Genomic DNA, 23,228 nt, shown 5'->3' with positions numbered 1-23,228 from the left:
GGTGCCAGATGAAGAAGCATAAGCTTGCCTGGGTGGATGAATTTTTAAAAAGAATAAAGCCATATGTTTATATGCGCCTTAGCGACAATGTTTTAATCAGAATGCCCAATGAGGCCTTTAAGCTTAATACAACCGGTGCAAGGGTTGTAGCCCACATTTTAAACGGGGGTTCGGTTTTGGACTTTATAAAGGTCAGGGCTGATTTTCCGGAGGCAGAAAACCAATTAGAGAGGTTTTTTGTAGATTTTTTAAGGGTGTGGAACGGGGAAGTTTGTGAAAATTACAAAACCGATGCTGTAAGAAGGGTGGAATTTAACCTTGGGTATATTGAACTTCCTGTTTTGTCAGAGGTGGCACTTACCTACAGCTGCAATATAAAATGCCGTTTTTGCTACGCAAGCTGTACAAAGGACAGAAAGGCTTCCCTTGATATAGAAGGGTTTAAAAAAGTTTTGGATATTATCCGCTATGAAGCAGAAGTGCCAAGTGTCTCCTTTACAGGTGGGGAGCCACTTTTAAACAAAGACCTTCCCAAACTCATAAAGTATGCTTCAAAGAAAAACAAAATGAGGGTTAACCTTATTACCAACGGAACACTTATTACCCCGCGAAAGGCAAAGGAGCTTGCTCGCATGGGACTTTCCTCAGCCCAGGTGAGCATTGAGTCTGCAAACAGTTTAGAACATGATAATATTACAGGGATACCCGGTTCACATGAAAAATCTGTAGAAGGTTTTAAAGCCTTAAAGGAAGCAGGTATAGTTGTACACCCTCATATGACAATTTGTAGTTTAAATAAAGACAGTTTAATGAAATATCCTTACTTTTGCAAAGAAATTGGCGCAGACAGGTTTTCCGCCAATTTAGTAATTCCGGCAGGCCGGGGCGGGGATGAGAAGCTTAAAGTAAGTTATGCCGGTATAGGCAAGCTGGTGACGGCTTTAATGAAGGAAGCAGAAAGAGCAGGTGTAGAATTTATGTGGTACTCCCCCACTCCCATATGTCTTTTTAATCCACTGACTGCAGGGCTGGGGAATAAGGGCTGCAGTGCATGTGAGGGGCTGTTGTCTGTAGACCCTGTGGGAAATGTACTACCCTGTTCAAGCTGGCCTTCTCATAAAGAACAAGACAGTGTACAATTTTATATTTTTAAAAGCATTCCTTACACCACCAGGATGACCATGTACTCGATGCTTATATTAGTAGGGTTTGCATTTCAGTTTTTAACATTTACTGCTTCTTCGGGTGTTGTTTTTCTGGTATGTGCCACTTTGCTAAATCTGATGAAAGGATATAACGGCAGGATTAACATTCAGGAATTAGACTTAGCTGAAGAGTGGACAGCAGTGGATATGGAGCGCATTAATGAAATAGAAAAAATAGATGATAACATATCGAAGTGGAAAAGAGACTTTTTTGACATTACCAATGGAAAAGGGATACTTGGTTTTATACTTACAGGCTTTGTGATAGTGGTTTTATCTGTGATTTTAGAGGAGTTTTTTGAAAATTTCCAAATAGCCAAAATAATTTTAATTGATTCGGCAATTCTCCTGCTGCCCTTATGGTTTAACGGGACTAAGCAGGCATTCAGACAGAGTGGACTTAAACAAAAAGCAGGCATTATCAAAGAAATGGAAAAATGTTTTCAAAGTGTAAAAAAGGAAGGTGAAAGCTTCAAACCTGCATTAAAGCTTGCCAGGGACAAAGATGGCAAAACCATTCCCATTGATGCACGGTTTACCGTTTTTTTTGACGGCATGCCTTCTGATTTTTACGGACTTCAAGCACAAATTAGTATGAATAAAGTCCAGACAGCTCAGTACCCTTATTTTTACTGTGTTATTCCTGCAAAACCTGGCTATGGACTAAAAAATTACATAAACAAAATATCCAAGAATAAAAAAATTATTGTGGAATTTCAAATGGACCTGCAGGCGGAGGTAATTGTCATCCGCCAAAACCCTGACAAAGTCCCGGCGGGTTATCATACAAAGAAAAACGACTGCATAGATATTTTCATGACTGCTTTAGGGACAGCAAGAAAGATTTTAAGTGAAACAAAATAAAAAAGGACGGGTACTTCACCCGTCTCTTTTATTTTAAATTTATTTTAAAATTATAATTATTTTTTGACTAAAACATATTCTTCGCCAAATTCTTTAAATATTAAGCCTTTTACACTGCCGTCCTCACCTTTTACAAATTCAATCACTACTTCATAATCTTCATAGAAAAATTCCGTTTCTGACATTGGGAATATTTCTAAATATAAATGCCCGGTTATTTGGGCAAAAATCCTGTCGTCTTCCGTTGAAACCGTCAGTACAAGACCTGTTTCAAACTCATATTCCCCTGCATATTCTTTATAAATTTCAGGGTCCACTTCTGCAATTTTCTTCTCTTTTAAAGCAACATCGGTTTTTACCGTATCTATAACTATATCTCCCTGTTTAAACTGAAGACCTGTTATATTTCCGGTATCATCTTTTGTAAAAGTGATGTAGGCTTCTATCACTTTATAGAAAAACTCCGTTTCTGACATGGGGTATATTTCAGCCTTATCCTGGCCGGGAAGCTGGGCGTAAAGTTGGTTTTCACTTTTTGTAATGGCAATGTTGGCTCCACTGGAGTGCTCATAAAGTCCGGTGTATTTTTCCAAAACTTCTGGGTCGGGTTTTATTTCTTTAATTTCAGCCGGCATTTGATAATTCTTTTTATTTAAAATTCTAAACAAAACTTCAGCTACAGCATCATAATTGTAATTATCTTTATTTATTGCCACTATAATGGTATAATTTTCATCTACATATCTTGACATATAACAAGTAAATCCGTTTATTGTTCCGGGATGGTATATTATGTCCCCAAAATCTTCAGATTTAAAAATAAACCATCCGAGACCGAAACCACCTGGGAAGAAATCATCCTTTACATGAACGTCAAAAATCATATCAAGGGTTTCCTGCTTGACAAGTTTGTCAGTTTTAAGTGCTAGGTCCCACTTAAACAAATCTTCCACCGTTGAATACATATAGCCTGAAGCATAAGTGGTTTTTATAATGGTTTCATTGTCCTCTAAGGGTTTTAGCTCTAAAAATCCAAAATAGCCTTTAGCCAGGTCTTTTATATCACTTTCGGAATAAACACCTGTATCATTCATTTTTAAAGGTTTGAATATATTTTCTTTAAAATATTCTTCCAAAGTAAGGCCGCTTACCTCTTCAATAATATGACCTAAAAGCACGTACCCGGAATTGTTGTACTGCCAGTCTGTACCAGGTTCGAAAATAGGAGGATAATTTTTTATAAGGTCAATAATGATTTCTTTATTTAATTTTTCAGGTTCAATTTCAATCATGCCGATTATATCGGTATAATTTACTATACCGGAAGTATGGGTAATAAGATGCTTAATGGTAATATTATCGCCATAAGCCATATCTGGTATATACTTTGAAATTTTATCTTCTATGTTCAAAAGTTTTTTCTCATGAAGCTGCATTACTGCCATTGCAGTAAATGTTTTTGTAAGTTCTCCAATGGCAAACTTTGTTTTGGATGTGTGTTTTATATTATTTTCAATATCTGAATAGCCGTAGCCTTTGGTAAACAGTATTTCATCATCCTTTGCAATTAAAACGGCGCCGTTAAAGCCCCTGTTTTTCTCCATTGCAGAAAGGTACCTGTCAAAGTGTTCCGGTAAAGTTAAAGTATCGTCAAAAGGTGTTGATATTAATACCGTCCTTGTATTAGCATCCCAGTCAACATCCATGTTAAAAGCTTCACTTATAAACCTTAAAGGTACATAAGTCCTGTTTTCAAAAATCTGAGGCACCGTGTCAAAGTCTTTTTCAGTACCGTTAACTAAAGCTGTATTTTTACCTATTGTAAGTAAAATTTCAGTGGATTCTTTGGTAATCAGTACAGTTTTATTGGCACCGTTCCATTCAACTTCAGCCCCTAAATTTTCAGCAATAAATCTTACAGGGCAAAGAGTTCTGGAATCTTCGTTTATAAAGGGCTTTGCATCCGGAAAGTCTACCGCTTGTCCGTCAATTTTCACAACTATGTCCTGAGAGTTTGCCACCACTTGAAAACTCATAAGGGACATAATTATTGCCAGTACCGTCAGAATAGTAATTAATTTTTTAGCCATCTTTTACGCTCCTTTAAATCAAAGTATTTCTTTTATATTAACACTGAAAAGGCATAAAAAACAAGCTTTCATCCCTGCAAATGGGATGTTAATTTCTAACACAGGGTGTAAAATGGGTGGTAAATATATTTTTTAATTGATAGTAAAAAAAACATATGTTACAATAAGTATTATTATGTCGAAAGTAATAATATGTAGCAATAACATGATACAAATTGTTTTTTAAAAACATGATTTTGTAATACCTGAAATAAACATTGTAAAGAAAAGAATTTAAACTTGAAAAGGGGGAAAAAAATGAATACTAAACGTTGGGTAGCAGTAGGAGTTTTTATTGGTTTACTATTCATCCAGTTATTATCAAACACGGCAATTCAAGGTGACGACATAAGCAGCTCTGCGGGTGGCGTAACTTGGTCTACTAAGTACTACAAAACGGGCACATCGGGAGCCATTGCCCTTCTTGATATTAACGGGATTATTCAGGAAACAAGTGAAGTATCTATGTTTTCCGGTGAAACATACAAGCATAGTGTTTTTTTAGACCAGTTGGAATATGCATTTAGCAGTGCTGATATAGACGGTATTGTGCTAAGGGTAAATTCACCAGGCGGCGGGGTTTATGAAAGTGATGAAATTTACAATAAGATAATAAGCCTAAAAGAAGAATATGACAAACCTTTTGTAGTATATATGACTCAGCTGGCAGCTTCAGGAGGATACTATGTTTCAGCACCGGCAGATAAAATTTATGCAAACAGAAATACAATTACAGGCTCAATAGGTGTGGCGCTGGGCGGACTTAATATGAAAGAGCTTATGGACAAAATAGGGATAAAAGATACCACTATCACCAGTGGCAAAAATAAAACCATAATGTCTTCTACTCATGAGATGACAGATGAACAAAAACGAATTCTTCAGTCCATGGTGGATGAATATTATGACCAGTTTTTAGATGTGGTTAGCCAGGGCAGGAATATTGATAAAAATGAGTTAAAGCCTATTGCTGACGGAAGGATATATACTGCACGGCAGGCTAAAGAAGTGGGATTAATAGATGAAATAGGGGAATTAGATGATGCTATAAATGAAGTTGCCGGTATGGCAGGGCTTTCTGACCCTAAGGTTTTACAATTTACTCACAGTGATTTCGGGTTTTTAAGCATTTTTTTAAATAAGGCTGCAAATGTTTTCAGCTCAAAGGATTCAATTAATTTAGAAAGTGCCGGGAAATTAGCTGATATAAAATCTTCATTGCCAATGTATTTGTGGGAACAATAAAGGGGTGAAAATTGTGAATCATTATAGAGTTGCTGGATTTTGGTCAAGGTTTTGGGCATATGTTTTGGATTTATTTTGTGTTTTTGCTTTAAGTTCCGTTATAGTATCAGTTATTGTTGCAGTTTTTAAAATTCCGCAAAATTATTTGAGTTGGATGAAAACAAACACCTATATGTTAGGGGCAGTGGGATTTGCTTATTTTGCAATTATGACCCGCTATTGGGGGCAGACAATAGGAAAGATGATATGTGGAATTATGGTTATAAGGGAAGACGGAAAAGAGATGGACTGGATAACCGCTTTAGTAAGGGAAGTGGCAGGAAGAACGGTATCACAGTTTCTGGGAAGCTATATTGGTTATTTAATTATCCCGTTTGTCAAAAATAAGCGTTCATGCCACGATTTACTGTGCGATACTTATGTAGTTCATGTTGATGAGTTGGAAGAAAAAAGATGGGTAGCCATTAATGCAAAACCTGATGCAGAAACTGTTGATGAATTTAAAATTGAGGACAAAAAAGATATATTTAATGGCTTTGTAAAAAATACAGAAGAAAAGTACGCAGAAAAAACAACAGATGCAGCAGATGGTGTAAGTAAAACAGGTGATGTAAGTCTGACAGGTGATAATGAAGAAAAAACCGGTGAGAAAGAGGATGTTGAATTTTAAAAATAAAAGTGTTTTGTAGTAAATGTGTCTTATAGCCTGAAAGGTTATAAGGCATTTTTATTTAATCTTTTTAATGCATTTTTGAAATTTTTATGAAGGAAAAAGTTTCTGTAAATAAAAGAGTGATTTTTATACACATATATTATATAATTGTGTTATGAGTTATTTTCGTGTTTACTTTGTAAGTAAATTACATTGGTAAATCACACTAGTATATGAATTGATAAATTACATTAGTAAATACTTACATGCACTTTTTAGATTATAATTTTAGATGTGTATTTTGGGAGGGTCAGGATGAGAATTAATTCATTTATTGCTTTTTTGTCAAGTTTAATTGCCGGGGTAATGCTTTTTTTTGTTTTGGGTGGGAAGTTCACCATTTATTTAGTTATACCCCTGATTTTAATAAGCATTTTCCTGGGCGTATTTGTGTTTTACAAGAAAATTCCGTTTGCAAACAAATTACCATTTAAGATATCTTTATCTATACTGTCAGCAGTGGTATATCTGGCAATGGCAGTTTTTATTTTGATATATGCTATAAATTACCCGCCTGAAGGGAATTTTGAAGAAAAACTGGAGTTAACCATTGGTACTGAAGAAGAATACAAAAATGGTGAAGAACTCTTTGAATTATTAAATGAATTCAACGAAGTATTTCATTTATTAAACGTTGAAGTTAAAGAAGATGAGTGGGATTCATATGCTGTTGAATTTTTAGAAAAGACTGCTGATAAGAGGAGGAGCATTTCAAAATTTATAAGAACTAATGACATTGCAATCTCCACCAGACCCATCTTAGAACCTAAAGATTACATCTTTTCAGATCCAGAAAGCGGGAAGTTTGTAGATGCGGTGATTAATTTTATAAGTCTTGAACTGGTGGAAGTAAAGACTTTGCAAAATCAAGGAAAAGGCCAGGAGGCAGCTAGCAAGTATATGGATTTATGGCGTACTGTGGACGCTATTACTTCAATAAAAAATACCAGTGTTTATTATGCAATGTTGTACAGCTATATAGTGGCACAAATGGGAGAGTACTATTATAACAATCAGGAAGAGCTTAAAGAATATGATTTTTCACGGATTAGCAGTATTACTGAAAATGCATTGGAAAAACTTGATAAAGCATATGAAAACCTAATTATAGCTGATTATCATATTATAAAGAATAATAAACTTGAAGTATCCCAAGTTTTAAAATGGCCGTTTTTTGATTTAAATGCTACACTGAAGAAATATCACAGTTATTTTTATTCAATGACCCAAAGGCTAAAAGCACCCTATGATGAAACTATAACCTATGAAAAGCCGTTGGAAAAAGTAAATATTTTTGTCAGGAATGCTTTAGGTGAAGTACAATACGCTGAGGAAATTAAGAATTTTGAAATTGCTTTGTATGAAAATGTTATAAAGAACTATATAAATAAAAAGACAGAGATAGGTGTATATATGTATGCAATAAATTACAATAGAAATCCTGATAACATTCCTAAGGACTATAAAACAGGGGGAGAAGTTCAAATAAGAGATTATGATGATGTTATAGAAATTTTTATAGGTGGGGAAGATTCAAGGGAGAAAAAGTTTCAAATATTGAAATAAAAAATATTATTTAATGATTTTAAAATTCAAAAAATCACTAAAAACAAATACTGCGAAAAACAAATGATATGAAAATTATAATACTTTTTCAAAACTACCGGATTAGGTAGTTTTTTTATAAATATCTATACATGTATGAATAATTAAGGATACTCCTAATAAAATTCATAAATAACATTCATAAATAACATTCATAAATAATATTCATAAATAATATTGTTTACAACTTAAATACCAATTAATACACCATATGCATATAAAATAACAATTACGACAATGGTATACATAAAAAAGAAATAATTTATAATTACTTCTACATCATAAAAGTTAGAGGAAATAAAATATTTTAAACATAGCTATTATAGGTATTTCCCTTTATAGAATTTTTATACAAATACTAAAAACACATGCCCAAAGTTTACATAAAAACAATTCAGGTAACAAAAAACACAGACTTATCCACAGATAAAACAAGCTTATATAAGTTATTCACAAAACTATCCACATTATCCACAGCATTTATGTGCACAAAACAGGTGTTTTGTGAAAAAAGTGTGGGGAATAGTGTGGAAAACTTTTTTATCCGGCTAAAAGCCTGATAATACAGTGCATTTGTCCTGGGGACATGGTGTGGATAAAGGGGTATGGAATAAAAAGTTATCAGTTTAAAATATTAAAGATAGGACTATTTTTTGAAGGAATTATTTGCTTAACGTAGAATTAATAATAGTATATAATATTCTTTAAAACATCCCTGGTTGCAAAAAATACCAAAGCCAGATTTTACGTTTTATTGGGGATGTTTTTGGGTAAGAATATTATAGGAATATAAAGACAAGCATTTTTAAATATAATTTATTTAAAAATGCTTGTGGAGGACAGAAAGGGGCTGTAGACGTATATGAAATTCATTGTCAGTGGGAAGAACATCGAGATAACTCCGGCTTTAAAAGAGACAGTTATTAAAAAAGTAGGGAAGTTAGACAAATTTTTCCGACAAGATGTAGAAGCATATATAACAATGAGCGTTGAAAAAAACCGGCACATAGTTGAAGTTACCATTCCATTTAACGGCGGGGTTTTGAGGGCAGAAGAAGAGAACCATGATATGTACACATCAATAGATAAAGTAGTGGACAGCTTAGAAAGACAAATGAGAAGAAACAAAACAAAGATTGAGAAAAAGTTTCACGGCGGAAGTTTGCGCTTAGAGAATTTCCAATTTGAAGATGACGATGTAGATGAAGAGCAAGAATTTAAAGTAGTCAGGACAAAAAGATTTGCAATAAAACCTATGGCAGTAGAAGAAGCTATTTTGCAAATGAATTTGTTAGGTCATCAATTCTTTATGTTTTCAAATGCAGAAACCAACGAGGCAAATGTAGTCTATAGAAGAAAGGACGGAAATTACGGTTTAATTGAGCCAGAGTTTTAAAATCCACTACCCCTATAAATAATTAATCACAGTAGAATAACCATTTGTAATTTAGCTTATTTTTTACTATAATAAAAAATGCCGAAGCTTTTTAAGTTTCGGCATTTAAATTTTTTTATAACTAATTTACAAACTCATATTTTTTATGTATTTATTTGCATGTATATTTACAAAATTATTTAGGAATTTACGGAGAGGAGAACTATGGATTTATTAAGTGCTTTAAATAAAGAACAAAGGGAAGCTGTACTTCATGTGGATGGGCCACTCCTTGTGTTAGCAGGTGCAGGAAGTGGTAAGACAAGGGTTTTGACCCACCGTATTGCTTATTTAATAAGTGAAAAAAATGTACATCCGGCAAGTATCCTTGCAATTACATTTACAAATAAAGCAGCCCGGGAAATGCGGGAGAGAATAGATGCCCTTGTAGGTAGGTTTAGTGATTACATATGGGTTAGTACATTTCACTCTATGTGTGTCAGAATGCTTAGAAGGGATATTGAAAAGATTGGATACGGAAGCAATTTTGTTATATTTGACTATTCAGATCAGCAAACCCTTGTTAAGGAATGCCTTAAAGAACTAAATATAAATGACAAAAACTTTCCGCCAAAATCTGTCCTTTCAGCAATAGGAAGAGCAAAGGATGAGCTGATTACACCTGAAAAATTTACAAAAATGTATCAGACGGATTTCAGGATGAGCAAAGTTGCAAAAATTTATGAACTGTATCAAAAAAAGCTAAAAAACAACAATGCCCTTGATTTTGATGACATAATAATGCATACAATTAAGCTGTTTACAGAGCATCCTGAAGTTTTGGAATACTATCAGAGAAAGTTTAAATATATACTTGTGGATGAGTATCAGGATACAAATACAGCACAATATGTGCTGGTTAGTATGTTGGCAAAAGAACACAAGAATCTGTGTGTGGTAGGGGATGACGACCAGTCAATATACGGCTGGAGAGGTGCTAATATTAGAAATATACTGGATTTTGAAAAGGATTTTAAAAACACCAAAGTAATTAAACTTGAGCAAAACTACCGCTCTACAAAGACAATACTTGAGGCTGCAAACAGCGTAATCAAAAATAACCACGGAAGAAAAAGCAAAAAACTTTGGACTGACAATGAAGAGGGAGATCCTATAAGTGTATCAGAGTGCATTAATGAGCACCAGGAAGCTCATTTTATTGCCGGTGAAATAAAAAGGCTAAGAGAGAAGGAAAATTTTAAACTAAGGGATTTTGCAGTATTGTACAGAATAAATGCCATGTCCCGTGTTATAGAAGAAATGTTTATGAAAGAAGGCATTGCTTATAAAATATTTGGAGGGCTAAAGTTTTATGACAGAAAAGAAATTAAAGACATTATAGCTTATTTAAGGGTTATCCAAAACCCTTCAGACAATATAAGTTTAAAAAGGATAATAAATGAGCCAAAAAGGGGTATTGGAAACACTACTTTAGAAACGGCAGAAAGATATGCCAATGAGGCAGAAGTGAGTATATTCACTGTAATTTCCAATGCTTCAAAGATACCCGGTTTGTCAAGGGCGGCGTCAAAGCTGGAAGATTTTGCATCAATGATAAATGTCCTCAGAACATTAAAAAACACCATGACAGCATCTGAGATAATTGAAGAAGTTATTGAAAGGACAGGGATAGTTAGAAAATACGAGGAAGAAAATACCCCTGAATCAGAAACCCGGATAGAGAATATAAAAGAGCTTTTATCCGTTGCTTTAGAGTTTGAAGCTCAAAGCGAAGAAAAGGGATTAGAAGAATTTTTAGAGCACATCTCGTTGGTTACTGATGTGGACGAGATGGATGATGAAAGTGATTATGTTGTTTTGATGACGCTGCACAGTGCAAAAGGTCTTGAGTTTCCCGTTGTATTTATGCCGGGATTGGAGGAGGGGGTTTTCCCAGGGTACAGGTCCATGTTAAGTGAAGATGAACTTGAAGAGGAGAGAAGACTTTGCTATGTGGGAATTACCAGGGCAAGAAAAAAACTCTACATCACTCATACTTTTACCAGAACTTTATTTGGAAATACTACCCATAACAGAGCTTCCAGATTTTTAGATGAAATCCCAGACAAATATACCTGTGCTGAGGACACCAATGAAGTGGGAATAAAATCCGCAGCAAATAAACTACCTTTTATAAACCAATTTAATAAAACATTTAACCCTGCTGCCGGTTTTAAGCCTCAGAATGCAATTAACCCCCGTGGTGCAAGCCAGGCCGGTAAAAAAACCACTTTAGAATTTAACAAAGGAGATCAAGTGGAGCATAAAAAATTTGGTTTTGGAATTGTAACCTCTGTTGAAAAAGAAAATGATGATTACAAATTGGAGATACATTTTAAAGGGGTGGGTATGAAAAGGTTAATGGCCTCATTTGCCAATTTGGTAAAAATAAAATAATATTTTTAAGTTTTTCAACATAAGTTTTTTTGATAAACCTGCCGATGATAATATAGAAATAGTACACGATTTAGTAATATTTACAGATAAATTTGAAGATTAAATATTCTAGAGGGTGGTGTTTATTGCTAATGCTAAAAGACAGAAAAGACAAAAAAGACAAAAAAGGAAACATACGCAAAACCAAGAAAACTGTTATTTTGCTGCTAAGTTCTATTATTACCATTTTGTCAAGTATAATGTTAATGGATTTTCTGGTAGACGATCCCGAAAAATACAGAAATATTCAGGGTATTATGTATATAATTTCTTTATTTATAATATTTTATCTTTTTTATTTTTCATTTAGGTTTTTTAAGGGAATTGACTTAATAAATTACAATGCATATTTAATGGCAAAAGGTGAGCTGAATATCAGTGATATAATATTAGACAAAGCAAAAGGTCTTGAAACCTTATGCATAGCCTTTAACGACATGAAAACCAATTTATTGACCTTTACAGAGTTGACCAAAACCAATATAGTTATAATTTCTGATGCAGTGGATGAGGTAACAAAAAGTGTTGACAACAGTCTTAAGGGAAATGAACAAATTGCTGCCAGTATGGGGGATTTGGCAGAAAAATCACTCCAGCAGTTAAAAAATGCAAAAGAAACTTTAGACAGCATTTCCAATGTTGATGAAAGAGTAAGTTCCATTGAAAAAAATCTGGCTAATATAGAGAAAATCGTAAAAGAAGTAGTGGCTTCCACCACCCGGGGCAATCAAAACTTAGACGAATACCATCATCAGATGAATGTTATTACAAAGGATCTTAGCAACACTTCCGGGTCTATAGATCGGTTAAACAATGAGTTAGAAGAAATCAACAAATTAGGCGAATTGATAACCGAAATAGCAGAACAGCTAAAGATGCTTGCGCTAAATGCATCCATCGAGTCAGCAAGAGCAGGAGAGAGCGGTATAGGATTTTCTGTTGTGGCAGCTGAAATGAACAAACTTTCTGATGAAACAAGTAAAAGCATTAAGAAAATTAATTTACTTTTAAATACCGTTTCTTCCAGTAGTGAGAATGTTAAAAACAGTATTGCAAATTGTATTGAAAACTATAATTTAAGTAAGGATTTGTTTTCTAAAGTTAAAGAATCTTTTTATACAATTAAAAACAGTACGGATATATTAAGTGAAAATGTAAACCAGGTATATTCTGAAGCAGGTATCATATCAAACAGTACCCATGAAGTAAAAGAAAAGAGCAAGTATTTCTTAAATGTATCTGATAATATTTCTTCAGCAAGTACAGAAGTTGCAGCGGTAACACAGGAAGAAGTTGCCAATACAGAAGTAATCAGCAAAAACATTTTGTCGCTAAAAGATATGCTGTTTGAGATTGAAAAGTTGGTAAGACGTTTTAAAACTTCTGTAATCCCGGTGGATAAAGTAAGTGAAAAAAGGCTTAAAATTGTTTTTCTAAGTCCTTTAGATCATGAATTCTGGTATGGCGTAAGGCAGGGGGCAATGTATGCTAAAAAAGAATTAGCTGAAAAAAATGTAGATGTAGAGTATTATGGCTTTACTGAAAAAAGCTGGAAAAACACAATTGATACATTTCAAAAAGTTTTGGAAGAAGGGGCAGACGGAATTATACTTCCTGGATTTAGTAAAGAAGCTGTACCGTTAATAGAAAAGGCATCACTAAGAAATATACCTGTAATGACTTATAACTGTGATTTACCTGTGGAATCAAAGAGAATGGCATATTTTGGTCCGAATATAAGTGAAGCGGGGATTTTAGCTGCTGATTTTATGGTAAAAGCTTTAAACGGAAAAGGTAAAGTAGCAATAGTAAACGGGTCTGATATAACTGTTTATAATACCCGCAGGGAAAAAATAATAGAACGCTTAAAAAAGAAGAAAAAAGTAAAAATAGTTGTAGAACTTAAAGGCGGTCATGATAACGAAAAAGTATATGCCATGATTAAAGACTTGTTAAATAAGCATCCTTATTTAAATGGTATTTTCATTGTAGGACTAGGGGTAAGAGGTGCAGCAAAGGCTTTAAGGGAACTAAACATGGTTGGGAAAGTAAAGGTTATATGCTTTGATTTTGATAAAGAAATTTTTGAGTTAATAAAAGAAGGTTCAGTATATGCTGCCATCGGACAAGACCCCTTTGGACAGGGACATGACCCTATTATATACATGTATAATTACCTGGTGACAAATAAAAAGCCTGAAAGAGAAATGATCTGGACAAGAACAGATGTGGTAAATATAGATAATGTTGAGGATTTAATATAAATGATACAAAAATAATGGGCAAACATTTGAATTTTTTGTATTTTTCATTTGATATTAAGCATATTTAGTATTTAACATTTGGTATTTAACCGAGAAGGCTGTTGCACAAGGATTAAAAATTCTGTGCACAGCTTTTATTATTATTTTTGTTTTTTAAAAAAATTAATTTTGTCCTGTGCTTGACATAGGATAAAAGTTGTTTTATAATAAAGCATAATTTATCAATTTAGCGTGATAAAGCGATAAAGAGGAGGGGAAGATTTGGCAAAGTGGAGAATTTATACTCCTGAGGGAGTTCAGGATATATTGGCAAAAGACTGTTATCATAAAAAGAATTTAGAAAACAAAATAAGAAATGTGTTTAGAAGTTATGGTTACTACGAGATTGAGACACCTATAGTGGAGTTTTATGATGTTTTTATTTCAGAGGATGAAATAACACCCCAGGAAACTATGTTTAAATTTTTTGATAAGGAAGGTCGTATATTGGTTTTAAGGCCGGATATGACCATACCAACAGCAAGGGTGGCTGCAACAAAGTACAAAGATGCCGACTACCCGCTAAAATTTTCTTATATAGGAAATACCTTTAAGTACAATGAAGTTGGCGGAGGAAAGCAAAAGGAATTTACCCAGGCGGGTATAGAAATAATAGGTGTCAATACCCCGGAGGCAGATGCAGAGGTTATTGCTGCTGCAATTGACTGTGTAAAAGCTTCAGGACTTGAAAACTTCCAGATAGACATAGGGCAGGTGGAGTTTTTTAAAGGCTTAATGGAAGAAGCAGATTTGCCGGCTGAAGAAGTTGAGCAAATGAGAGTACTTATTGACAGGAAAGACTTTTTAGCCGTTGAAGAATTGGTTAAAAAACACAACATAAAAGAACATTTGAAAGAAATTATATTAAGTTTGCCTAAATTATTTGGTTCTATAGATGTCATTGAAAAGGTTGAAAAGTATTCAATCAATAAAAGATGCATGAATGCCCTTGAAAACCTCAGAAAAATAATTGAGATACTTGAAGATTACGGGGTTTCTAAATACGTTTCAATAGACCTTGGAATGGTTCAAAGCTTAAATTACTACACAGGTATAATTTTCAGGGGATTTACCTACGGCGTAGGTTTTCCGATACTAAGCGGCGGAAGGTATGACGGGCTTGTGGAAAGTTTTGGCAAAAAAGCCCCTGCCACAGGTTTTTCACTTGGGATAAATATGATAATGATGGCTTTGGACAGACAAAAGATAGAAAGAGAAGAGCTTAAAACAGACAGTTTAATTTGCTATCAGCCAAAGGGAAGGAAAAATGCATTTAGTATTTGTGATGCATTGAGAAGACAAGGCCTGGACATTGAAATGGATATTACAGGAAGGAGTTTTGAGGACATTAAAAAGTATGCAAAGGACAAAGGCATAGGTGGCATACTCCACGTTTTAGATGAGGAGAATATAGAGGTACATAATTTAGAAAAAGAGGAAGTCAGGAAGGTAACGGTAAAAGAACTTTTAGAACGGTAATTACAAGTGTGCATAAATCAGGAGGTAGCTTATGAGATATTTGACAATAGCCCTTTCAAAAGGGCGCCTTGCAAAGCTGTCAATAGAGCTGTTTGAAGCAATAGGTCTGGACTGTTCAGAACTTAAAGAATCATCCAGGAAGCTTATTTTTGAAGATGAAAAAAATAAAATAAAATTTTTTCTTGCAAAGCCCAGTGATGTTCCAACTTATGTGGAATACGGCGCTGCGGATTTAGGAATTGTAGGAAAGGATACCCTTTTAGAAGAAGGCAGGCATTTATATGAAGTTTTAAACCTTGGATTTGCAGCCTGCAGGATGGTTGTAGCAGGACCAAAAGAGTACTGCGGCAAGCTTGACCAGCTTACCAACAAAAGGGTTGCCACCAAGTATCCTAAAATTGCAAGGGAATACTTTGAACACAAAAGAGGCGAGTCCATAGAGGTGATAAAGCTCAACGGTTCGGTGGAGCTGGCACCTTTGGTAGGGCTTTCTGAAGTAATTGTTGACTTAGTGGAAAGCGGCAGGACACTTAAGGAAAACGGTTTGGTTATTCTTGATGAAATTGCAGATATAAGCGCAAGACTAGTTGTAAACAGGGTAAGCATGAAAATGGAAAGTGAGCGCATAAACAAAATAATTGATGGTTTAAGAAGAGAGCTTGAAAAGAGGTGATTTTTTTGATAAAGATTATAGATTTAAGAGACGGCAGGGACAGCGGTATATTTGAAAAACTTGCATCAAGAAGCCAGATAGAATATGGTGATGTATTAAGGCGTGTAGAAGATATAGTTGGGAATGTAAAAAAAGAAGGAAACAGTGCAGTTATTAAGTACACTGAAATGTTTGACAAAGTTTCCCTTAAAGAAGAAGAGCTAAAAGTAACACCGGAAGAAATAGAAGAAGCCTATGGGAAAGTTGACCGAAATCTTTTAGAAGCCATAAGAAAGGCCAGGGAAAATATAGAAAAATTTCATGAAAAGCAAAAGGAAAAATCCTGGTTTTCCACAGAAGATGACGGTGTGATTTTAGGACAGTTAGTAAGACCAATAGAAGTTATGGGAATATATGTGCCAGGGGGGACAGCTGCGTACCCATCCTCAGTTCTCATGTGTGCAATGCCGGCTAAAGTTGCAGGGGTTGGCAAAATTATTATGGCAACACCACCGGGAGAAGGCGGCAAAGTCAATCCTGTCATATTGGTTACTGCATGTGAAGCCGGTGTGGAAGAAATATATAAGGTTGGCGGGGCCCAAGGGGTTGCTGCCATGGCATTTGGTACAGAGACCATACCAAAGGTTGACAAAATAGTGGGACCTGGGAATATATACGTTGCAACAGCAAAGAGAATTGTATATGGATATTGTGATATAGACATGATAGCAGGGCCCAGTGAAATTATGGTTGTAGCTGATGATACTGCAGAGCCGGCTTTTGTGGCGGCAGATTTGTTGTCACAGGCAGAACATGATGAGCTTGCTTCCTCTGTGCTGGTTACAACTTCAGAGGACATTGCCAAAAGTGTAAAAGGGGAAATTGAAAAACAGGCAGAAAGACAGCCAAGAAAGGAGATGATTTTAAAGTCTTTAGAAAACTACGGTGCAATAATTATCGTTGACAATTTAGATTCTGCAGCAGAAGTTGTAAACAGAATTGCCCCTGAACACTTAGAACTTTGCATAGAAGATCCCTTTTCATTTTTAGGAAGTGTAAAAAATGCAGGAGCCATATTCTTAGGAAATTATTCAACAGAATCTTTAGGGGACTATATTGCAGGACCTAACCATGTTCTTCCTACAAGCGGGACAGCCAGGTTCTTTTCACCTTTAAATGTTTCTGATTTTATAAAAAAGAGCAGTATTATTTCATACACCAGAAAAGCTTTAGAGAAAGTAAAAGACGATGTCATTTTATTTGCTGAGTCAGAGGGGCTCAAAGCTCATGCTGACGCAGTAAGAGTCAGATTTGAAGAATAAATAGCGGGGGATTTTTATGGTTAAAAATTTAGTAAGAAGAGACATTAGGGAATTTGATCCATACAAGACAAATCAGATTCCGTACAAAATAAAGCTTGATGCCAATGAAAGTCCGTTTGATTTACCTGAAAAAATAAGGCAAAAGGTTGTGGATTTTTTCTTAAAAGGTCCGGAACTTAATTTATATCCTGATACAGAATCCACTGAACTTAGAAAAATATTGGCATCTTATTGGAAAGTTGACAGTGATAATATAGTTGTAGGAACCGGTTCAGACCAGTTAATACAGGTTATAATAAATGTTTTTGTAGAAAAAGGGGATAAAGTAATATGCCCTATGCCAAGCTTTGGCATGTATAAAATAAACACAATTATAGGCGGGGGGACCCCTGTAGAAGTTCCTTTAAAAAGAGAAGAGGATTTTGAATATGATATAGACCTTTTTATTGAAACAGCTAAAAAAGAAAAAGCAAAAGTGGTATTTTTATGTACTCCCAATAATCCTACAGGCGGCTCTATTCCTAAAGCAGATATTGAAAGAATTGTAAAGGAATGTCCAAATACAGTTATAGTTGTAGATGAGGCCTATGCAGAGTTTTCAAAAGAGTCTTCTGTAGACCTTATATTTAAATATGACAACTTGATTATACTCCGTACTTTTTCAAAGGCATATGGTCTTGCAGGGATAAGATGCGGGTATTCTTTAAGTTGTATTGAAATGGCAGAGGAGTTAAGCAAGGTTAAACCGCCGTATAATATAAGCTCCCTGTCCCAGTATATAGCAATCCTTACTTTTAAAGAGAGGGAAATTATAGACAAACAAGTGGAATACTTAATTGAACAGAGGGAGTACTTAATGAGGGAACTGAAAAAAATAGATAAAATCCATGTTTATCCTTCCCAGGCCAACTTTATATGTTTTGAAGTGCCGGATGCCTCTTTGGTACACAAAAAATTAGAAGCTAAAGGAATATTAGTTAGAAGTTTTGGAAACGCACCTGTTCTAGGAAATTGCATAAGGATAAGTGTGGGAAGCAAAGAACAGAATGACATTTTATTAAAAGAGCTGTCAGAATGTTTGAAATAATTAAAAACTGGGCCGTTTAGCCAAACTAGACGGCTTTTTTTGTTTAATTAGATTTTTTATGCAAATTAGTAGAATTAACGCCCTTTTATCTGTTATAATAAAATGGACTTTATATATACCATATGTTTTTGGCTTAAAAAGAAAAAATACCTGGCCTTTAGATACAGGCATTTTAACTAAAAGCATTTATAAATAATAAACTTGGAGGTAAAGGATGATAAGAAAGGCAAGTCTTAAAAGGAAGACTTACGAAACAGACATCAGTATGGAACTTAATATAGATGGTGAGGGGAAAAGCAACATCAGTACAGGGATAGGTTTTTTTGACCATATGCTGAATCTTTTTGCAAGGCACGGGCTTATGGATTTAACGGTGGAAGCAAAAGGGGATTTAGAGGTGGACGCCCATCACACCGTTGAAGATGTTGGAATTGTACTTGGACAGCTGATAAAAGAGGCATTAGGGGACAAAAAGTCTGTAAAAAGGTATGGAACATCCTATGTACCCATGGACGAATCATTGGTTTTGGTATCCCTTGATTTAAGTGGCAGGCCGTTTTTGGTATTTGATGTCAATTTTGCCTGCGAAAAGACAGGTACTATGGAAACTGAGCTTTTTGAAGAGTTTTTTAGAGCAGTATCTCATAATGCAGGTATGACACTGCATATAAAATTGCTGCATGGCAGCAATTCACACCATATAGCAGAGGCTGTTTTTAAGGCTTTTGGAAGAGCTCTTGATGAAGCAACAAAGATAGATGAGAGAATCAAAGGAATTATGTCAACTAAAGGAACACTTGATTAAAATAACAATTAATACAGCACTGTTTTTAAAATGCAGCAATGTTTTTGAATTGTGGGAGGTATTTAATTATGATTATTTATCCGGCAGTAGATATTAAAGACGGGAGATGTGTAAGGCTTCTTCAGGGGGAGTTTGACAAGGTTACCGTCTATTCTGATGACCCTTTAGAGATGGCTTTAAAATGGGAAAGCCTTGGAGCTGAATACCTTCATGTAGTGGATTTAGACGGGGCAAGAACCGGGGAACCTAAAAATATTTCCATTACAAGCAAAATAGCCGCAAAACTTAATATACCGGTTCAGTTAGGAGGGGGAATCAGATCCATAGAGACAATTGAAAAGGTCATTTCTATGGGGATTAGAAGGGTAATACTGGGAACTTCTGCAGTAAAAAACCCTGATTTGGTAAAACAGGCAGTGGAGAATTTTAGGGAAAATATAGTTATTGGAATAGATGCAAAGGACGGAAAGGTAGCAATTGACGGATGGGAAAAAACAAGTGAATTTACAGCCATAGATTTTGCCAACAAAATGGTAGAGCTAGGTGCAAAGACAATAATATACACTGACATTTCACGGGATGGCATGCTTACAGGTCCAAATTTAGACGCTATGAGGGAAATGGCTCAGTCAGTAGACGCAGAAATCATAGCTTCCGGCGGGGTAAGTAACCTTAAGGATATAAAGAATCTTAAAGAAACAGGAGTATCGGGAGTTATTGTGGGAAAAGCCCTGTATACAGGAAATGTGGATTTACAAGAAGCTATAAAAGCAGGAAAGGAATAATTTCTTCGGATTTAGGATATAGAGTAAGGAGGGGTTTATAAATGTTTGAGGGACAAGAAATGTTCATAAAAAGGGTAATTCCTTGTTTAGATGTGCATGAAGGAAGAGTTGTTAAAGGGGTTAATTTCGAGAATTTAAAAGACGCAGGAGATCCTGTGGAAATTGCCGCTTATTACAACCAAGCCGGAGCTGACGAACTTGTCCTTTTGGATATATCAGCCACAGCTGAAGCAAGGAGTATAATGCTTGACATCGTTGAAAAAGTTGCAGAAAAACTAACCATTCCTTTCATTGTAGGGGGAGGAATAAGAACAGTAGATGATGTAAGGGATCTTTTAAAAGCCGGGGCTGATAAAATATCAATTAATTCTGCTGCTATAGAAAATCCCCAGCTCATTACAGAGTGTGCTTCACGTTTTGGCAGCCAGTGTGTTATTGTAGCCGTTGATGCAAAAAAACGTGAAGACGCTTCAGGATGGGATGTTTACAAAGACGGGGGAAAAGTAAACACTGGAATGGATATTGTACAGTGGGCAGCACTAATTGAAAGCCAGGGGGCAGGAGAGATTCTGCTCACAAGCATGGACTGTGACGGTACTAAAAACGGGTACGATATTGAGCTTCTAAAAGCAGTAACCGATACAGTGAGACTTCCTGTTATTGCCTCAGGCGGGGCAGGACAAATGGAACACTTTTATGATGCAATAGAAGAGGGAAAAGCAGATGCAGTGCTTGCAGCATCATTATTCCATTTTAGGGAGATTGAAATAATGGAATTAAAGAAATACTTAAAAGAAAGAGGAATAGAGGTAAGGATGAATGAAAATGAGTGAAATATTAAATAGCATAAAATTTGACGACAGGGGATTAATACCTGTTATAGCCCAGGATCATAGCACCAATGAAGTGCTTATGATGGCATATATGAATAAAGAGGCATTGGAGAAATCTTTAGAAACAGGTAAGGTTCATTATTTTAGCAGAAGCAGGAATAAATTATGGCAAAAAGGCGAAACCTCCGGTCACTATCAGTACATAAAATCAATAAAGGTGGATTGTGACGGGGACGCACTTTTAATAAAAGTAGAGCAGGTTGAAGGTGCATGCCATACCGGGCATTTCTCCTGTTTTTACAGGGAAATTAGTGATGAAGGACTAAAAGAAACACAAAAAAAAGTATTTGATGAAAAAGAAGTATATGATGGGTCTAAAGTTTTAAAAGAAGTATATGATGTAATAGTTGACAGGACTATAAACCCTAAAGAGGGATCTTATACAAACTATTTATTTGAAAAAGGTCTTGATAAAATATTAAAGAAAGTGGGAGAAGAGGCATCAGAAGTCATTATTGCTGCAAAAAATAAAGACAAAGGTGAAATTGTGTATGAAATTTCAGACCTATTTTACCATCTCTTTGTTTTAATGGTTGAAAGAGGGGTAAAACTTGAGGATATATACAATGAATTAAAGAAAAGACGGTAAAATTCTTCCGGAGGTTTAACATTGGATAGTTGTAAGCTTAGGGCGCTTTTAAAAAAGGAAGAAGGGCCAAAACTGGACTTCAAAGCAAAAATTAGTCTGGAGACCTATGGGGATAAAAAGGAATTTGTCAAAGATGTTATCGCCATCGCCAATTCCAGAGGTGGAAGGGGATATATAATTTTTGGCGTCCAGGACAAAACCAAAAAAATTTTAGGCATCAATCCTGAGGATTATAATGAAGAGCGCATCCAGCAGGTTATATACAACAGGTGCGACCCGCCTGTAGCTGTTTCTATGGATTTTATTGAGCTAGAGGGAAAGACATTAGGGGTGCTTACAATTTACAAAAGCCATCACAGACCCCATCAAATGATTCAAAACGGTGCTTTTTACATAAGAAGGGGCTCTACCACTGACACGGCAAGAAGAAATGAAATAGCTAATTTATTTCAGGAAAATGGGCTGATGAGATATGAAACAGTAGTACTAAAAAATGTAAGTTTAGATGAAATTGATGAGACAATTGTAAAAAGTTACTTTGAAAGATTAGGATTTGTCGGCGAAAAGCCTAGTGAAATTTTGATGGAATCTTTGGGAATAATTAGCCAAAAAGTCGGGGGTGAAGGTTACAGTCCTACAATAGGTGGGCTGCTTTTGTTTGGCAAAAACCCCTTTCTATACCTTCCCCAGGCTTATATAAAAGTAATGTATGATGATAAAACAGAGCTTTTTTATGGAAATATTTTAAATATGCTGGATAATACAATGGGGGTTTTAAAAGATTTAATAAAAGACAAAGACTATCCCTTTGAGGCATTAGAAGAAGTAATTGCAAATGCATTGGTTCACAGGGATTACTTGGACGACTCAAGAGGTATTACAATAAATATTACGCCCGGATTTATTGAAATTACCAATCCGGGTGCACTTGTGTCCCAAAACAGTGCCTACCAGTTTACCAGGGGAAACAATCCTTACAGGAGAAATTCATGGCTGTACCAGAGGCTTTTAATGCTGGACCATAAAAAAAGATTTATGAGAACCGGCATAGGAATGACAAGAATAAAAAATTCTTTTTCCGGTATAGGGAAAGTTAAATTTATAAATATAGGTTCTCAAAACTTGTTTAAAGTTATACTACCTAGAAATACTAATACAAGAGAAAACAAAGGAAATTGATAAAATCATGAGAATTTCTGTGATATACCCTTGTAAACCCTTAAAACAATTAAATATAGTGAAAATACGCGTTTGATAATAAAATGCAGAATATAATAATATTATATTTGCGATTAGCACTCACTAGGGGTGAGTGCTAACAAGAAGATGTCTATTTATTTTAATTGTGAAATTACAATGAAATTACAAGTAAAAGAGGAGGTAATATTATGAACATTAAGCCTTTGGCGGACAGAGTTGTTGTTAAAATGGTAGAAAGCGAAGAGACTACAAAGAGCGGTATAGTTTTACCAGGTTCAGCAAAGGAGAAGCCACAAATAGCTGAAGTTGTAGCAGTTGGTCCAGGTACTGTTCAAGACGGAAAAGAAGTAAAAATGGAAGTAAAGGTAGGAGACAAAGTTATTATAAGCAAGTATTCAGGAACAGAAGTTAAATTTAATAATGAAGAATATACAATTTTAAAGCAAGGGGATATTTTAGCTATAGTAGAGTAATATAAAGCA

General features: G+C 35.1%; 19 protein-coding genes. 18 read left to right on the top strand and 1 reads right to left on the bottom strand.

From position 1 onward, the window contains the following. Positions 1-8 precede the first annotated feature (8 nt). Positions 9-2,069: a radical SAM protein gene (locus tag HVS_RS15315; RefSeq protein WP_101303700.1), complete on the top strand. Its 2,061-nt coding sequence runs from the start codon at positions 9-11 to the stop codon at positions 2,067-2,069. 56 nt (positions 2,070-2,125) lie between these two features. On the opposite strand, the gene HVS_RS15310 is transcribed toward HVS_RS15315, so the two are convergent. Further along, the gene (locus tag HVS_RS15310) at positions 2,126-4,159 is read right to left on the bottom strand and encodes a serine hydrolase (RefSeq protein WP_101303698.1); all 2,034 of its coding nucleotides are present in this window, start codon (positions 4,157-4,159) and stop codon (positions 2,126-2,128) included. Between the two features lie 297 nt (positions 4,160-4,456). Between HVS_RS15310 and sppA the strand changes: the two genes are divergently transcribed. The 17 genes from sppA to groES all read left to right on the top strand — a co-directional run bounded on the left by sppA (position 4,457) and on the right by groES (position 23,219). Next, positions 4,457-5,443 carry a signal peptide peptidase SppA gene (gene sppA / locus HVS_RS15305; RefSeq protein WP_101303696.1) on the top strand — a complete coding sequence of 329 codons (987 nt, stop codon included), beginning with the start codon at positions 4,457-4,459 and terminating at the stop codon, positions 5,441-5,443. Between the two features lie 13 nt (positions 5,444-5,456). After that, on the top strand, positions 5,457-6,113 hold the full coding sequence (locus tag HVS_RS15300; protein ID WP_157942941.1) for an RDD family protein: 657 nt from the start codon (positions 5,457-5,459) through the stop codon (positions 6,111-6,113). Positions 6,114-6,410: 297 nt separating this feature from the next. Then, on the top strand, positions 6,411-7,721 hold the full coding sequence (locus HVS_RS15295; RefSeq protein WP_101303692.1) for a hypothetical protein: 1,311 nt from the start codon (positions 6,411-6,413) through the stop codon (positions 7,719-7,721). 901 nt (positions 7,722-8,622) lie between these two features. Next, a complete protein-coding gene (hpf, locus tag HVS_RS15290; RefSeq protein ID WP_101303690.1) occupies positions 8,623-9,156 on the top strand; it encodes a ribosome hibernation-promoting factor, HPF/YfiA family in 534 nt (177 codons plus the stop codon). Positions 9,157-9,360: 204 nt separating this feature from the next. Continuing rightward, a complete protein-coding gene (pcrA, locus tag HVS_RS15285) occupies positions 9,361-11,592 on the top strand; it encodes a DNA helicase PcrA (RefSeq protein WP_101303688.1) in 2,232 nt (743 codons plus the stop codon). A 131-nt stretch (positions 11,593-11,723) separates the two neighbouring features. Then, on the top strand, positions 11,724-13,895 hold the full coding sequence (locus HVS_RS15280; protein ID WP_101303686.1) for a substrate-binding domain-containing protein: 2,172 nt from the start codon (positions 11,724-11,726) through the stop codon (positions 13,893-13,895). Positions 13,896-14,156: 261 nt separating this feature from the next. Continuing rightward, on the top strand, positions 14,157-15,413 hold the full coding sequence (gene hisZ / locus HVS_RS15275) for an ATP phosphoribosyltransferase regulatory subunit (RefSeq protein ID WP_101303684.1): 1,257 nt from the start codon (positions 14,157-14,159) through the stop codon (positions 15,411-15,413). Between the two features lie 31 nt (positions 15,414-15,444). Continuing rightward, positions 15,445-16,086, top strand: coding sequence for an ATP phosphoribosyltransferase (hisG, locus tag HVS_RS15270; protein WP_101303682.1), 642 nt, complete (start codon positions 15,445-15,447; stop codon positions 16,084-16,086). Between the two features lie 5 nt (positions 16,087-16,091). Continuing rightward, positions 16,092-17,387: a histidinol dehydrogenase gene (gene hisD, locus HVS_RS15265; RefSeq protein WP_101303680.1), complete on the top strand. Its 1,296-nt coding sequence runs from the start codon at positions 16,092-16,094 to the stop codon at positions 17,385-17,387. A 16-nt stretch (positions 17,388-17,403) separates the two neighbouring features. Beyond that, positions 17,404-18,474, top strand: coding sequence for a histidinol-phosphate transaminase (gene hisC / locus HVS_RS15260; protein ID WP_101303678.1), 1,071 nt, complete (start codon positions 17,404-17,406; stop codon positions 18,472-18,474). Positions 18,475-18,532: 58 nt separating this feature from the next. Continuing rightward, entirely contained in the window at positions 18,533-18,670 is a 138-nt protein-coding gene (locus HVS_RS16635) for a hypothetical protein (protein WP_159063470.1), read from the top strand. A 21-nt stretch (positions 18,671-18,691) separates the two neighbouring features. After that, a complete protein-coding gene (gene hisB, locus HVS_RS15255) occupies positions 18,692-19,279 on the top strand; it encodes an imidazoleglycerol-phosphate dehydratase HisB (RefSeq protein ID WP_192876544.1) in 588 nt (195 codons plus the stop codon). A 68-nt stretch (positions 19,280-19,347) separates the two neighbouring features. Then, positions 19,348-20,064 carry a 1-(5-phosphoribosyl)-5-[(5-phosphoribosylamino)methylideneamino]imidazole-4-carboxamide isomerase gene (gene hisA / locus HVS_RS15250; RefSeq protein WP_101303674.1) on the top strand — a complete coding sequence of 239 codons (717 nt, stop codon included), beginning with the start codon at positions 19,348-19,350 and terminating at the stop codon, positions 20,062-20,064. Positions 20,065-20,123: 59 nt separating this feature from the next. Beyond that, positions 20,124-20,897, top strand: coding sequence for an imidazole glycerol phosphate synthase subunit HisF (gene hisF, locus HVS_RS15245; protein WP_101304343.1), 774 nt, complete (start codon positions 20,124-20,126; stop codon positions 20,895-20,897). Further along, complete coding sequence (gene hisIE / locus HVS_RS15240) at positions 20,890-21,546, top strand: bifunctional phosphoribosyl-AMP cyclohydrolase/phosphoribosyl-ATP diphosphatase HisIE (protein WP_101304341.1); 657 nt, start codon at positions 20,890-20,892, stop codon at positions 21,544-21,546. The genes hisF and hisIE overlap by 8 nt, the downstream gene beginning before the upstream one ends. Positions 21,547-21,567: 21 nt before the next feature. Next, positions 21,568-22,725: an RNA-binding domain-containing protein gene (locus HVS_RS15235; RefSeq protein ID WP_101303672.1), complete on the top strand. Its 1,158-nt coding sequence runs from the start codon at positions 21,568-21,570 to the stop codon at positions 22,723-22,725. A gap of 209 nt (positions 22,726-22,934) precedes the next feature. Continuing rightward, positions 22,935-23,219 carry a co-chaperone GroES gene (gene groES, locus HVS_RS15230; protein ID WP_101303670.1) on the top strand — a complete coding sequence of 95 codons (285 nt, stop codon included), beginning with the start codon at positions 22,935-22,937 and terminating at the stop codon, positions 23,217-23,219. Positions 23,220-23,228: the final 9 nt, after the last annotated feature.

The sequence above is a fragment of the Acetivibrio saccincola genome (genome assembly GCF_002844395.1).
Taxonomy (GTDB): Bacteria; Bacillota; Clostridia; order Acetivibrionales; family Acetivibrionaceae; genus Herbivorax; species Herbivorax saccincola.
This window is presented reverse-complemented; position numbering and strand designations above follow the sequence as displayed.

Excerpts from the sequence above, each read along its gene's own strand:
- HVS_RS15315 (WP_101303700.1), top strand. The coding sequence starts at position 9 with ATGAAGAAGCATAAGCTTGCCTGGGTGGATGAATTTTTAAAAAGAATA.
- HVS_RS15280 (WP_101303686.1), top strand. The coding sequence starts at position 11,724 with ATGCTAAAAGACAGAAAAGACAAAAAAGACAAAAAAGGAAACATACGC.
- hisF (WP_101304343.1), top strand. The coding sequence starts at position 20,124 with ATGTTCATAAAAAGGGTAATTCCTTGTTTAGATGTGCATGAAGGAAGA.
- HVS_RS15310 (WP_101303698.1), bottom strand. The coding sequence starts at position 4,159 with ATGGCTAAAAAATTAATTACTATTCTGACGGTACTGGCAATAATTATG.
- sppA (WP_101303696.1), top strand. The coding sequence starts at position 4,457 with ATGAATACTAAACGTTGGGTAGCAGTAGGAGTTTTTATTGGTTTACTA.
- pcrA (WP_101303688.1), top strand. The coding sequence starts at position 9,361 with ATGGATTTATTAAGTGCTTTAAATAAAGAACAAAGGGAAGCTGTACTT.
- hisG (WP_101303682.1), top strand. The coding sequence starts at position 15,445 with ATGAGATATTTGACAATAGCCCTTTCAAAAGGGCGCCTTGCAAAGCTG.
- HVS_RS16635 (WP_159063470.1), top strand. The coding sequence starts at position 18,533 with ATGCAAATTAGTAGAATTAACGCCCTTTTATCTGTTATAATAAAATGG.
- hisA (WP_101303674.1), top strand. The coding sequence starts at position 19,348 with ATGATTATTTATCCGGCAGTAGATATTAAAGACGGGAGATGTGTAAGG.
- groES (WP_101303670.1), top strand. The coding sequence starts at position 22,935 with ATGAACATTAAGCCTTTGGCGGACAGAGTTGTTGTTAAAATGGTAGAA.
- hisIE (WP_101304341.1), top strand. The coding sequence starts at position 20,890 with ATGAGTGAAATATTAAATAGCATAAAATTTGACGACAGGGGATTAATA.
- hpf (WP_101303690.1), top strand. The coding sequence starts at position 8,623 with ATGAAATTCATTGTCAGTGGGAAGAACATCGAGATAACTCCGGCTTTA.
- hisC (WP_101303678.1), top strand. The coding sequence starts at position 17,404 with ATGGTTAAAAATTTAGTAAGAAGAGACATTAGGGAATTTGATCCATAC.
- HVS_RS15295 (WP_101303692.1), top strand. The coding sequence starts at position 6,411 with ATGAGAATTAATTCATTTATTGCTTTTTTGTCAAGTTTAATTGCCGGG.